Here is a 14046-nt window from a genome sequence, read left to right on the forward strand (position 1 = left end):
TTCAAACCGCTCCGTGTGTAGCAATGGCCGTGAGGCGCGCCGCCAATTGTTCATGCAAGGCGCGTTGCTCAAGGATGGTGAGGTGTTGTGCTGCGATGACCTCGCGGGTCAATGGCTCGCTGCTCAGCTCTTCCCAATGTGGGTCGACGAAGGCAGCCTCGGTCAGGGTATCGCTGGCCCACCAGACATGCACCGGGCAGCTCAACCGTACGGGCTTGAACGTGGCCAGCAGGTGCTGCGTATGCTGCTGGTAGCGCAGCCGCGTTTGCAAATGCTCCCAACTGTCGCCATCGAGTTGCAGGCCTTGTTGCCGTGCCCACTGGACCAGTTCCGGCAGGCGGGCCGCTGGGGGCAGGGCGTCCAGTTGCGCCAGCAACGCAGCCATGATCGGTGATGGCAACTGGCGCAACACGGCCTGGCTGTCCGGCGTCAACGCTTGGGAAGCCGATTCCAGCAGCGCTTCGACACTGTCTTCCGGCGACTGATGCTGGTATTGCGAGTCAATGATACCGAGAAACGCCACTTCTTCACCCTGGCTTTCCAGGCGAGCGGCCGCGGCAATCGCGAGCAGGCCGCCAAGGGAGAAGCCCAGCAGGTGATATGGCCCCTGCGGCTGCTGCTGGCGCAGGTGCTCGACATAAAGCGCGCCGAGGCTCTCGATATCGCCGCCCAGCGCTGTGCTGTCGTCGGTCAGGTAGGCCGCCTGCAAGCCCCACAGATGCCAGCCCGAAAGCGGTGTCAGTAGCGTGCGGTAATCCTGCACGTGGCCGGTGGAGGGGTGGAAGCAGAACAGGTTGGCGGCTTCAACGGCGTTGGGCGTCGACAGCCGGACTAGCGGCGAGAGCTTGAGCTCGGCCTGCACCAATGCCGCAAACGCCGAGACGCTTGGGGCATTGAACACCGCATTGACCGTCACCGGTGCCGACAGCGCAGTCTGCAAGCGACTGGCAAGGGTCACTGCTGCCAGGGAGTGGCCGCCCAGCTCGAAGAAGTCATCGTCGATGCCCACTCGCTCCAGGCCCAGCACCTGTGCCCAGACGTCGGCGAGCAGGGCTTCCAGCGGCGTGCGTGGCAAGGCGCTGCCGACCGTGTCGAGAACTTTATCGGCCCATTGCTGCAGGGTCTTGCGGTCGAGCTTGCCGTTGCCCATCAGTGGCAACGCTTCGACGATCCGCAGGGTGGGCAGCATGTAGTCCGGCAAGCAATCCTGGGCCTGGCCATGCAGCCGGGCGACCGTGGTCGAATGCCCGGGTGCCAGGGTCATGAAGGCGAACAGTTGCTGGCCGAGCTCGCCCCGGGTGATGGATTCCACTGCAGCCTGGGCCACACCGGGAAGGCCGGTCAGCTGCGCCTGGATCTCGTCGAGTTCCACACGGAAACCGCGGATTTTCACCTGGCGGTCTGCGCGTCCGGTGATTTCCAGGCTGCCGTCATGGCGATAGCGGGCCAGGTCGCCGGTGCGATAGAGGCGTTCGCCAGGCAGTTGCGCCAGTTCGATGAAACGCCCGGCGCTTTGTTGCGCGTCCAGGTAACCGCGGGCCAGTTGCGGGCCGGCGATATACAGCTCGGCGCTTTGGCCGGGGGCGGCCAGCGCTTGCTGCTCGTCGAGCAGGTACAGGCGCATGCCGTCGAGACGGTCGCTCAGCGGCAGGCGGCGATAATCCATGGCTGGCTCGGCTTTGTGCATCACCACGCCAACGGTGGTTTCGGTCGGGCCGTAATGGTTGAAGACCGCCAGCGTCGGCGCGAGGTCGCGAATGCTTTGCAACAGGCGCCGCGAACAGCTTTCGCCACCGAGGATCAATTGCTTGCGTGGCAACACGGCAGCGCTTTGGGCGTGAATCAACCAGGCGTCGAGCAACGACGGCACGATCTTCAGGTGGTCGATCGGGTATTGCGCCTGCCAGGCAGCCCAGGCCTGGGCGTCCATCGCCGTTTCCTTGTCCAGCAGGTGCAATTCGCCGCCGCTGAGCAGCGCCGGGAACAGCAACGTGTAGCCCAGGTCGGCCGCCAGGGAAGTGACCACCGCACTGCGTTCGCCGGGCGCCAGCGCCAGGCGGCGGGACACGCTGGCGACATAACTGGCCAGCTGTCGATGCTCGACGATAACGCCTTTAGGCGTGCCGGTGCTGCCGGAGGTGAACAGCACGTAAGCTGCGTCCTGGGCTTGGATCTCGACGTCGACTGGCGTGGCGGGTGCTTGCTGCCAGGTCGCTTCATCCCGCAGGTCGAGACAGCCGATGGCGGGCAACGCGGGGGCGCTGCCGGCCGAACCACTCAGGACGAAGACCGGCTGCGCCTGTTGCAGGATGGCCAGGGAGCGCTGTGCCGGCTGATGCACGTCCAGGGGAACGAACGCCGCGCCGCTCTTGAGTACGGCGAGCATGGCCAGGACCATCTGCGACGAGCGATCCAGGTACAAGGCCACGCGGTCTTCGTGACCCACGCCTTGAGCGCGCAGGTAACGCGCCAGTTGGTTGCTGCGGGTCTGCAATTGGGCGTAGCTCAGTTGCCCGTTGTGGTCGCGCAGGGCCAAGTGCTCGGGGAACTGCGCGGCACACGCATCGAAGCGCGCCGGCACGCTGGTAAACGGCAGCGCCGCGACGTCGACTGACGCCTGCAGGGCGGCCAGCGTCGCGGTGAAACTTGGCGACTGCAATGAGAGCTCGGCCAAGGGCTTGCCCGGGTTGGCGAGGGCATCGAGCAGCAGCGATTGGAACTGTTCCAGCAAGACCAGGGCGGCTTGCTCGCTGTAGCGGCTCGGCAGGTGACAGAGGTTCAAGCGATAGCCGCCAGCGGTGGTTTCGGCCACCAGCAGCAGCTCCATGCCCGCGGGGATGGCCTGTGCGTCCAGCACGGTGAGCGTCGATGCCAGGCTACCCAAGGTGTCGAGCCGATCGGGCAACTGCCCACCCCACTGGAAACCGTACTGCGAGGCGTCGGCCGGCAATGCAGCGCTGACGCCGCAGTATTCCTGCCATTCCGTGGCTTGCTCGCAGAGCACCTGCAGGTTCGCCAGCGCCTGGGCAAAATGGCTGTCCGCCGCCGGTTGCCAGCGCAGGGGCAGCGGCTTGGCGAACAAGCCCCAGCAGTCGGCGAGTTCTTCATAGTCGTCGCGGCAATCGTGGACCCAGTTCAAGGTCAGTGCCGGACTGTCGCCGGTACTCAGGCGCTGCAACAGCGCGCCCCAGGCCGTCATCAGCACCTGCTCGGGCGATGAGTTGTGACGTTGGCAAAAGCTGTCCAGGGCCATGCTCAACGGCGGGTTGGCGCCCAGGCGAGTTGTGACCGGGGCGTCGGGGCGGTCGCTGCGTACCTGGCGGTAGAGCAATTCGCTGGCGGCCGGCTCGTCCAGGGCCTGGCTGGCCCAGAAGCGCCGACCAGGCTCGGCGTCTTCATCGGCCTGCAATTCGTAGAGCCAGGCACTGTACTGGGTATAGGTCATGGCCTCGTCATCCACCGATGGTGCATCGGTCGAGGCCAAAGCCTGCGCCAGGCGCAGCAAGGTTCCGCGATCGGCGCTCAGTGCCGGCAGTTGCAGCGTCACTCGGTGGCGATCGTCGCCGATTGCTTGCACCTCGACGCTGATGGCGTCCGCGGCCATGGCGGTGGATTCAACCACTTGCAACGGCATCAGCAGGCCCGGCTCAGGCCGCACCCGCAGGCGCAGGGCCTCGTGGCAAGCGCTCAGGGCAACGAGTCGTTGCTGCAGACGTTCCAGAGCCAACGGACCTTTTACTTCCAGTTCCAGGCGCGCCGCTGGCAACCCGGCCAACCATTGGCTGCGCTGTTGCGGCGAGAGGGCGAAGGCTTCTTCACGTTTTTCGAAGGCGCTCATGCCTGCACCTCCACAGCCGGCACCGGCTGTGCTTCGGGCAGGCACCCGGTCAGTTGTTCGCGGCGCATCATCTGGCCCATGGCGACACAGATCTTGCGCTCGCCCTCGAAGGGGTCCCGGGCGTGGGCCACCAACATATTGTCCAGCATCACCATGTCACCCTTTTGCCAACTGAAACGTACCGCGCAGTCTTCATAAGCTTCGCCGATCACCTGCATCACCGCGTCTTCGATCACGCTGCCGTCGCCGTAGTACACGTTGCGGGGCAGGTGCCCGGGGCCGAACAGGTTGATCAGGTTGTTGCGCACTTCCGGCTCCAGGCAGGCGGTGTGGTGCAGTTGCACCTGGTTGAAGAACGACAGTTCCCCGGTCTCGGGATGCGCGACGATGGCCGGGCAATGCTGGGCGATCCGCAGGTTGTCGGCCCCCTGCCATTCCCAGCGCATGCCCGACGCCAGGCATTGACGCTCGACTTCCTCGCGCTGTTCGGTCTTGAAAAAGTCCTGCCAGCGCACATCCAGCTTGTCGGTGAAGTGCCGCACATACAGCAGCCCCAGGGCTTTGAAGCGAGCGACGATATCCTCGGGCAAGCGCGCCAACACTTGCCGGCAATCGACGATGGGCGTGCAGCCGCCGCGCGGTGCCGGCGTTTCGCAATAGAACCACTGCTTACGTGGCCACTGCGGCAAATGAGAGCTCTCGTTGTGGAAGAGAATCATGTGCTGTTCCGGGTACGGCGTGGAGTGGTAGATGTTCTTGCCCGAGGTGTTTTTCGGCAGGTCGCCGTAGGTCCCGTAGAGGTCGGGTTCGATGGCCTGGGCGAATTGTTCGAAAGCGCCAGCGTCCGGCAGGTTGAAACCCCGGAACAGCAGGCCACCGTGGGTCAGCAACTGGGCATTGATCCATTCCCGGGCTTGCAGCGCCCAGTGCACCGGGTCCAGGTCGCCGAGCAACGGCTCGATCACCAACGGCAAGACTTGCCCGGCGTTGAGGGTGCGGGTACGGACCTGCTCGTGGGCCACCTGGCTCACGGCGGTTGCGCGGGTCTGCTTGAGCTTGCTCAGCTTCGACTGTTTGCGCGCGCTGCGGGCCGAGGCGTCGTCGAGCGGCAAATCAGGCGTGGCGCCAGCGTTGCTGCCTTCAAGGCGCCACGACCACAGGTCCAGCGCCTGCGCCGGGGCCGCGACGAGCTGCTCCAGCAGGTGCTCGAAGCCTTGTTCGAGGCGCTGGAGGGTCTGCGCCTGCAACACGCTGGTGCGATACACCCAGCGCACGTTCAAGCCTTGTTCTTCGTCCTCTTCGACAAACACGGCTAGGTCGAACTTGCTGCTTTCCTGGGGCGATACCAAGTGCTCCACCTCAAGGTCCGGCAGGCTGGCATTGCCGCTCGGCGTGTTCTGCATGACGAACAGCACCTGGACCAGCGGATTGACCCCTGGCGTACGCGGCGGCTGCAGTTCCTCCACCAGTTTGTCAAACGGCACTTGCTGGTGCTGGAATGCCGACAGGCAATCCTCGCGCAAGCGTTGCAGGCGGGCGTCAAAGGTTTCGCCCTCGTTCAGGCGGGCACGGATCGGCAGCACGTTGACGAAGAAGCCGATGAGGTGTTCCAGGGCCGGATGTTCGCGGTTGGCCAGGTCGGTACCGACGATAAAGTCGTTGGCCCCGGTGGCCCGCTGCAACAGGCTGTTGAAGGCATTGAGCAAGACCATGAACAGCGTCGCCCGTTGTTCCTGCGCATAGGCCTTGAGCACCTGCGTCTGGGCCGCGGTGAAGCGTTGCTCCAGCGCCGCACCCTGGTAGTCGGGGCGCGCCGGGCGTGGCTGGTCAAGCGGCAGCGGGATCAGCGTGGGCGCGCCTTCGAGCTGGCGGCGCCAGTAGTCGATGGCCCGTGCCAGCAGGCGCTGTTGCGCTTCGCTGCGTTGCCAGTAGGCATAGTCGGCGAACTGGATCGGCAGCACCGGCAGCACCGGTGTCGAGCCGCTGCTGCGGGCCTGGTACCCGACGATCAGCTCCTGCATCAGGATACCCATGGACCAGGCGTCGGTGGCGATGTGATGCAGCACCAGTTGCAGCACATGATCATCGGCGCCCAGGCGCAGTAGGTTGGCGCGCAGCATCGGTGCCTGTTGCAGATCGAACGGGCGAGCGGCCTGTTCATCGATCAGGCGTTGCAGGGTTGGCGCCTGCTGTTCGCTGTCGAGGTGACTCAGCTCGGTCGGCGTCAAGTCCACCACAGGTGCGGGACTGATGACCTGGCAAGGCTGGTCGCCGTGGAGGTGGAACGCCGTGCGCAAGGATTCATGGCGTTCGAACACTGCCTGCAAGGCCCCTTGCAGCGCCGCGATGTCCAGCGCGCCACGCAGCCTGACGGTGGTGGTCATGTTGTAGGCGGCGCTGGGGCCTTCGAAGCGATCCAGGAACCACAACCGTTGCTGGCTGTAGGACAGCGGCAACGGCTGGTTGCGCGGCGCCAGGGCCATCTCGCTGTCGCTGTCGGCTTCGGTCTGGGCGTTGCGCTGCTGATCGACCGCTTCGGCCAATTGTTCGAGGGTGCCACGCTCGAACAGCGTGCGCAGTGGCAGGTTCACGTTCAATCGTCGACGAATCCGCGACAACACCTGAGTGGCCAGCAGCGAGTGACCGCCGATGGCGAAGAAGTCGTCGTGCACACCGACGTCGTCCAGGCCGAGGATTTCCTGCCAGAGTTCGGCGAGCACTGTCTCGGTTGGCGTACGCGGTGCGATGCCTTGCGCCTGCGTGGTCTCGTCCTGGGGCACACCCAAGGCGGCGAGGGCGCGGCGGTCAACCTTGCCATTGGCGTTCAGCGGCAATTGCGCAAGGGCCAGCCAACGGGCCGGGACCATGTAGCTTGCCAGTTGCTGGCCCAGGTAAGCGCTCAAGACCTGTTGCGCGGACTCACCGCCCAGGTCGACCGCTTCGTCGAGCACATACCAGGCCACCAGTTGCAACGCACCGCGGGCGTCGGGCAGCGCCAGTACCGCCGCGCTGCCCACCGTCGGGTGTTGCATCAGGCGATTTTCGATCTCGCCCAGTTCGATGCGGTGGCCACGGATCTTCACTTGCTGGTCGCGACGGCCGAGGTACTCGATCACGCCGTCGGCACGCATCCGGCCGATATCACCGCTGCGATACAGGCGCGCATCGGCCTGGAATGGGTGCGGCACAAAGGCTTCGCGGGTGCGTTGCGGGTCGCGCAGGTAGCCGCGACCTACGCCGACACCGCCGATGCACAACTCGCCGGGTACGCCGATGGGGACCATGCGCAGCGCCGAGTCGAGGACGAATACCTGGTTATTGGCGGTCGGCTTGCCGATAGGCATGTGCAGGCAGTCGTCGGCCGGGGCTTGGGTGATGGGGTAGAAGGCTACGTCGTCCGAGCATTCGGCGGGGCCGTAGGCGTTCATCAACGGGATGGCCGGGAAGCGTGCGAACCAGTCTCGCGCCAGGGCCGGTGGCAATGCCTCACCGGTAGGTAGGAGCCAGCGCAGGCTCGCCAGGCTGTGGTGCGCCTGGCTTTCCTGGAGCATGCCGCGAATCAGCGCCGGCACGGTTTCCAGCAGCGTCAGCTGCTGTTCTTGAACCGCATCAAGCAAGGCCACAGGGTCGTGGGCCTGGGCATCGGGAAGAATGTGCACGGTGGCGCCGAACAGCGGTGCGGCGAGGAATTGCCACACGCTGATATCGAACGCTGCCGAAGCCGTCTGGGCAATCCGGTCGTGCTCACCCAGGCCCAGGCTCGGGACCTTGCCGAACATGTTGTTGAGCATGCCGCGTTGTTCGACCATCACACCTTTGGGCGTGCCGGTGGAACCGGAGGTGAAGATCACGTAGGCCAGTTGATCCGGGTTGTGCGCATAGCTCACCGACGGCTGTTCACGGCCTTGCCAGAGTGCCTGGGCGATCAGGCAGGTGGGTTGCTGGCGCATCTGCGGCAGGACGTTGTCCAGTGCTGAGGTCGCGTGCTCGCACACCAGCAACAGCGGCGCTTCGCCCAGGTCCAGCAGCTCCGCCAGGCGTGCGTGAGGCTGTTGGATATCCAACGCCTGGAACGCGGCACCGGCCTTGAGCGTGGCGATCATCATCGTCAGCAAGGCCAGGCCACGCTCAGCGAACAGCGCCACCAGGGTTTCCGGGCCGGCACCGGCGGCTTGCAGCGCATGGGCGATGGCGTTGGCGCGGCGATCCAGTTCGGCGTAGGTCAGAGATTGTCCCTGGCATACCGCGGCCAGGTGCTGCGGGCGGCTGCACACTTGTTCAGCGAACAACGCCGCATAGCCACGTTCCAGCGGGAAGTCGACGTCGCTGCGGTTGCAGTCGATCTGCAACTGCCGGCGTTCCGCCTCGGGCAGCATGTGCAGGCTGCCCAGGGGCGCCTGCGGTGTCTCCAGCATGTTCGAAAGCAGTTGCACCAGATGCCCGAGCATGCGCTGCACGGTGTCCGTGCTGAAACGCATGCTGTCGTAGGACAGGCGAATGCCCAGGCGGTCGCCGGGGTACAACACCACCGTCATCGGAAAGTTGGTGTGGACCCTGTCTTCATAGATGTCGATGCTGAAGGCATCCAGTTGCACGCTGCTGATATCCAGTGGCGCGTTCTCGAACACCACCAGGCTGTCGAACAACTGCTGGCCGCGCGGCACTTGGCTGCAACGTTGAATGTCCACCAGCGACGCGCTTTCGTGTTCGCGCAATTGCGCATTGTGGGACAGCAGCGCCTGCAACCAGTCGGCCACTGGCGCTTGTGGGTCGACATCGATGCGCAGTGGCAGGCTGTTGATGAACAGTCCGACCATTTCTTCTACACCGGCGAGGTCAGTCGGGCGGCCGGCGACGGTCACGCCGAACAGCACGTCGCGGTTACCGCTGTAGCGCGACAGCAACAGCGCCCAGGCACCCTGGATCCAGGTGTTGGGGGTCAGTTGGTATTGCTGGCACAGCTGCTGCAGACGCTGGGTCTGGGCGATGCTCAGGGTCTGGTCGAAGTCGCCGACCTGTTCCGGCGCCTGTTCCGGGCCGGCCACGGGGCTGTCCACATGCAGTGGCGTCGGCTCGCTGAAACCGGCCATTTCGGCCTGCCAGAACGCGTGTGCGGCGGCCATGTCATGGCGTTCCAGCCAGCTCATGTAGCCGCGGAACGAGCGCAAGCGCGGACGGGCCACCGGCTCCTGGCGCACGATGGCCTGGTAGATCGCCAGCAGGTCTTCCATCAGCAGGCCGAAGCACCAGGCGTCAGTCAGGATGTGGTGGAAGCTGCGCACCACGGCGAAGCGTCGCTCGTCGAGTTGGAACACCCGCAGGTGGGTCAGTGGCGCACCGGCCATGTCGAAACCTTGCAAGCGTTGTGCTTCGAGGGCCTGGTCCATGGCCAAGCGCTGCTGTTCTTCGTCGAGATGGCGCAGGTCCTGCCAGTCGAACGCCCGGTGCGTTTGGCGGTACACGCATTGCAGCGGCTCATGGTCGTCCTGCCACCAGAAGGCGGTCCGCATCATTGGATGGCGTTCGAGGAACAGCTGCCAGGCCGCTTCCATCGCCGGGCGTTGCAATACCCCGTCCCAGCTGTAGCGTTGTTGCATCAGGTAGATGCCGCTGTGGGGTTGCAACAGCGTGTGCAGGAGCATGCCTTGTTGCATCGACGACAGCGGGTAGACGTCTTCGATGTTCAACCAGTCCAGCGGCTCGGCCGCCAGGGTCGCCGCTTGTTTGTGGCACAGTGGAAACGCCTGGCTGGCAGGGCGCAGATCCGGTGTGGCGACGAGCCCGGCGAGTTCGCTCAAGCGTTGAGCAAGGCGCGGTGCCCAGTCGGCGGCGAGGGTGCCCTGGCTGCGCAGGTGTAGGCAGTCATCCTGCCACCAGGCGTCCAGGGTCAGTGGGCAAGGCGAAGCCGCCGACGGGTTTGCGGCCTCGACCTGGGCCAGGATGCCGCGCTCTTCGCGATGGCTGTCGAGGTTGCCCAGCCAGCGAATGGCGACCGAGGCCGCCGGCAGGTCACGCAGCGGTTCTTGCAGGTAGGTGTTGTCCGACAGGTAGCGCAGGGCGCCATAGTCGACGCCGTGTTGCGGGTAGGCTCGCATCTGCGCGGCCAGTGCCTGCAAGCGTTGCAGCAGGCTGTCGCCTTCGGGTTGGAGGAAGTACGGCACCGCCAGTGCCAACGGCCCGATGATGCGTGCCGGGTCGAGGTCGGCCACGGCAATGGGCGCCGCGACCGGCAAGCGCTCGACACTCGGCCGGGCGCCGTGCACGCTCAGCGCGACCAGGCCATTGCCGCACAGTTCACGGTACTGTTCGGCCACGGCCGCGGCCAATAGGCTGCTCCAGTCCAGTTGCAGCACTTCGCCCAGGCGCTTGAGTTCGCCTGAGGTGGCAGTCGCCAGGGACTGTTCGATCACGCTGGCCGGCTGCTGGCTGTCAGGCAGTTGCAGCGGTTCCGCGCCGGCGTATTGCAGCCAGTGCTCCCAGGCGTCGTCCAGGCCATCGCCCTGTGCGTGAGCCTGTTGGTGCCGTGTCCACTGGGTGAAGTCACCACCGGCGTAGGACAGGCGTACTGGCCGCTGATAACGCAGTTGCGCCAAGGCCAGGTTGAGGTCCGTCAGCAGCAGCGCCCAGGACGCTTCGTCCAGGCACAGCGGATGAGCGGCCAGCAGCAGCGAATGTTTGCCGTTTACCTCCAGCAAGCTGGCGTGCAGGGTTTGGCCTGCGTCCAGTTCCAGCGCGTCGACACCGGCCTGGGCCAGGGCTTGCAGTTGCGCCGGGGCGCAGGTCTCCAGTTTTTCGGCGGTGACGACCGGGGCCTTGGCCGCGACCAGCACCCGTTGCTGCCAATCGCCCTCCGGCAGGGCCATGAGCGCCAGGCGCAAGGCCTGGTGGTGTTGCTGCAAGGCGACGATGGCCTGGCTCAGCAGCTTGCTATCGATCGCCTGGGTCAGCGCCACGCAACGCCAAGTCGCGTGCAACGGCCCTTGTTGCAAGCGCGCCAGTTGCCCGGCGGCCAGTGGCAGGTCATAGCCATCGGCAATCTCGTGTGCCACGCCCTGGCTGGCATCGGCGCCCAGCACCCGGGCGATGTCGGCGATGGTGCGGTTTTCGAAGAGCTGGCGGGGCGTGAGTTTCAGCCCTTGCTGGTTGGCGCGGGCGATGATCTGCAAGTTGATGATCGAGTCGCCGCCCAAGGCGAAGAAGTTGTCATGCACGCCGACACGCTCAAGCTTCAGCACCTCCTGCCAGATGGCGGCCAGTTGTGCTTCGACTTCATTGCGCGGGGCAATGTGGGTGGCGCTGTCGTCCGTGGGCTTTTGCGGGAGCGGCAGGCGCTGGACATCGACCTTGCCGTTACGGGTCAAGGGCAGTTCGTCGAGGGTGATGAAGTGCGCCGGCACCATGTAGTCCGGCACCCGCGCAGCGAGGTCGTTACGCAGCTTGGTGGCGGACAGCGACTGGCTGGCGATCAGGTAGGCCACCAGGCGCAGGCTGCCGTCCAGTTCCACGGCGCGGACCAGCGCCTGTTCGATCAGCGGCGACAGGCGCTTGAGCTGCGCCTCGACTTCGCCCAGCTCCAGGCGATTGCCACGGATCTTGACCTGGCTGTCGACCCGACCGAGGAACGCCAATTGGCCGTCCACTTGCCAGCGCACGCGGTCGCCGGTGCGGTACCAGCGTTGCTGATCCGCGTCGAGGTGGAAGCGTTCGGCGGTCAGGTCCGGGCGGTGCAGGTAACCCCGGGCCAGGGCGCCGTTGATCAGCAGCTCACCGGACACCCCGGTGGGCACCAGGCGACCGTTGGCATCCACCACTTGCAATTGACGGTTCGGCAGCGGTCGCCCGAGGGCGATGCTGCGCAGGCCCGCGGGCAGTTCGGTGGCAATCGCCCCGACCGTCGCTTCGCTCGGCCCATAGTGGTTGAACACCCTGAGCCCCGGCGCCAGGCGGTTGACCTGCTCCAGCAGCGTCGGGCTGAGGGCGTCGCCCCCGAAGACCAGCAGGGCGCGCGGCAACAGGCGGGCATCGGGAAGCGCCTGCAACAGACCGGCCAGATGGCTTGGGGTGATCTTCAGCACATCCACCGGGTGTTGCTCGAAGAGTTCGGCCAGTGCCAGGGGGCTGAAGCCGCTGTCTTCATCCACCAGCAACAGGCTGGCGCCGCTGCACAGGGCGCCGAACAGTTGGGTGTGGCCGAGGTCGGCGGCGATGCTCGACAGCAAGCCGTAGCGGGCTGTCTGCGGTGGGTTGAGTACTGCGTGCACCGCCGTCAGGTAATCGACGATGGACTGGTGCTCGACCACCACACCCTTGGGGGTGCCGGTGGAGCCCGAGGTATAGATCACGTAGGCGGCGTCAGTCGGGCTGTGGTCCACGGCCGGTGGCGTGTCTGGCTGGGAGGCGATGGCCTCGGCCTGTTCTGTCAGCCACAGCGTCGGCGTGTGCTCGGCCAGGCCTTTGAGCAAGGGTGAGGCGGCCGCGCCGATCAGCAGCGCGGCGCGGCTGTCCACCAGCACGTCGGCCAGGCGCCCGGCAGGCTGCTTGAGGTCCAGCGGCAGATAGGCGGCGCCGGCCTTGAGGGTGGCCAGCAGGGCAATCACGAACTCGGCGCTGCGTTCCAGGGCCAGTGCCACGACGCTGTCGTGGCCGATGCCCTGGGCGCGCAAGTACTGGCTGAGGCGGTTGGCCTGCTGGTCCAGTTCACGGTAGGTCAGGGCGACCTGACGGTCGCGGACTGCCAGGTGGTCCGGGTGAGCGGCCACCTGTTGTTCGAAGCGCTGGTGCAGGCACGCCTCAGGCACCGGCAGTTGCACGCCGCGACCCTGTACGAGCAGTTGCTGGCGTTCTTCAGGGCTCAGCCACTCAAGCTCGCTGACCCGGCACTGCGCTTGCGCCGTCATCGCTAACAGGATGGCGCGCAATTGTGCCGACAACACCGCGACCTCGGCGTCGCTGAAGCGACTGCGGTCGTAGCTGATCAGGTAGTGCAGTTGTTTGTCCGGCACCACGATCAGCGATAGCGGGAAGTGGTTGCGGCCTTGGGTGAGGGTAATGCCATCGACCTGCTGGTCGTTGCTTGGGGCACTGAAGCTCAAGCCACCGGTGTCCTGGTTGAGCGCGTCGGTGACCGGGAAGTTCTCGAACACCAGGATCGAGTCGAACAGCGCCTGTTCGGCAGCGATGCGCGTCATCGACTTGAGCTTGCCCAGCGGCAGGTAGGCGTGGTGACGCAGATCGCTGTTGGCTTGCTGCAAGTGTTGCAGCCAGGTCACCAGTGTCGGCTCATTGGCCCATTGCACGCGCAGCGGCAGGGTATTGATGAACAGCCCGACGGTGCTGTCCACCGCCGCCAGGTTCTCCGGACGCCCGGCGACGGTGACGCCATAGACCACGTCGTCACGCCCGGCGTGTTGGCCCAGCAGCAGCGCCCAGGCGCCCTGGATCAGGGTATTGATGGTCAGGTCGTTCTGGCGGGCGAAGTGCGCCAGTTGCTCGGTTTCGCTGGCCGCCAGCAGACTTTCCCGTTCGGCGAACGGCGCTCCTGCCGGTGCTGCCTGGCGTACGGCGAAGGTGGGCAGCGGGGTCGGCTCGCTGACGTCCTGCAGTTGCTCGCGCCAGAACTCTTCGGTGGCGGCCATGTCCTGTTCCGCCAGCCAGGCGATGTAGTCCCGATAAGGGCGGGTTGGCGCCAGGTGGGCGGGGCGGCCATGGGCTTGTTCGTAGTACAGCGCCAGCCACTCCTGGACGGCAATGCCGACGCTCCAGCCGTCCATGAGGATGTGATGGAAGGTCCAGATCAGGTGCCAGCGCTCGGGGGCCAGGCGCACCAGGCATACGCGCATCAGCGGCGAGTCATTCAGCTCCAGCGGTTGCGCCCGCTGCTCCAGCGCCAACTGTTCCAGCGCGGCCTGTGGCTCGGCGCGGTCTTGCCAGTCCAGTTCGGTCAGGGGCAGTGGCACTTCCTGTTGCACCACCTGATAGGCGTCGTCCAGTTCTTCCCAGAGGAACGCACTGCGCAACACCGCGTGGCGCTGCATCAGCGCCTGCCAGGCACCGCGAAATGCGCTCAGTTGCAGCGGGCCGTTCATGTCCAGGCTCAGTTGCTGGTAATAAACCCGCGAATCCGGTTCATAGACGCTGTGGAACAACAGACCGTGCTGGGTCGGCGAAAGGGAGTAGATGTCTTCGATGTTGTTCATGCTTGCTTGGTC

Annotated in this window: 2 protein-coding genes; both read right to left on the bottom strand. The window is 65.6% G+C overall.

Features of this window, described 5'->3' with window-relative positions; translation table 11 throughout:
• Nucleotide 1: 1 nt before the first annotated feature.
• The gene (locus HU749_RS13490; protein WP_186650878.1) at nt 2–3838 is read right to left on the bottom strand and encodes a non-ribosomal peptide synthetase; all 3837 of its coding nucleotides are present in this window, start codon (nt 3836–3838) and stop codon (nt 2–4) included.
• A complete protein-coding gene (locus HU749_RS13495; RefSeq protein WP_186650876.1) occupies nt 3835–14034 on the bottom strand; it encodes a non-ribosomal peptide synthetase in 10200 nt (3399 codons plus the stop codon). Before HU749_RS13495 ends, HU749_RS13490 begins: the two co-directional genes overlap by 4 nt.
• Nucleotides 14035–14046: the final 12 nt, after the last annotated feature.

The organism is Pseudomonas ogarae (assembly GCF_014268695.2).
Classification (GTDB): Bacteria; Pseudomonadota; Gammaproteobacteria; order Pseudomonadales; family Pseudomonadaceae; genus Aquipseudomonas; species Aquipseudomonas kilonensis.

Excerpts from the sequence above, each read along its gene's own strand:
- HU749_RS13490 (WP_186650878.1), bottom strand. The coding sequence starts at position 3,838 with ATGAGCGCCTTCGAAAAACGTGAAGAAGCCTTCGCCCTCTCGCCGCAA.
- HU749_RS13495 (WP_186650876.1), bottom strand. The coding sequence starts at position 14,034 with ATGAACAACATCGAAGACATCTACTCCCTTTCGCCGACCCAGCACGGT.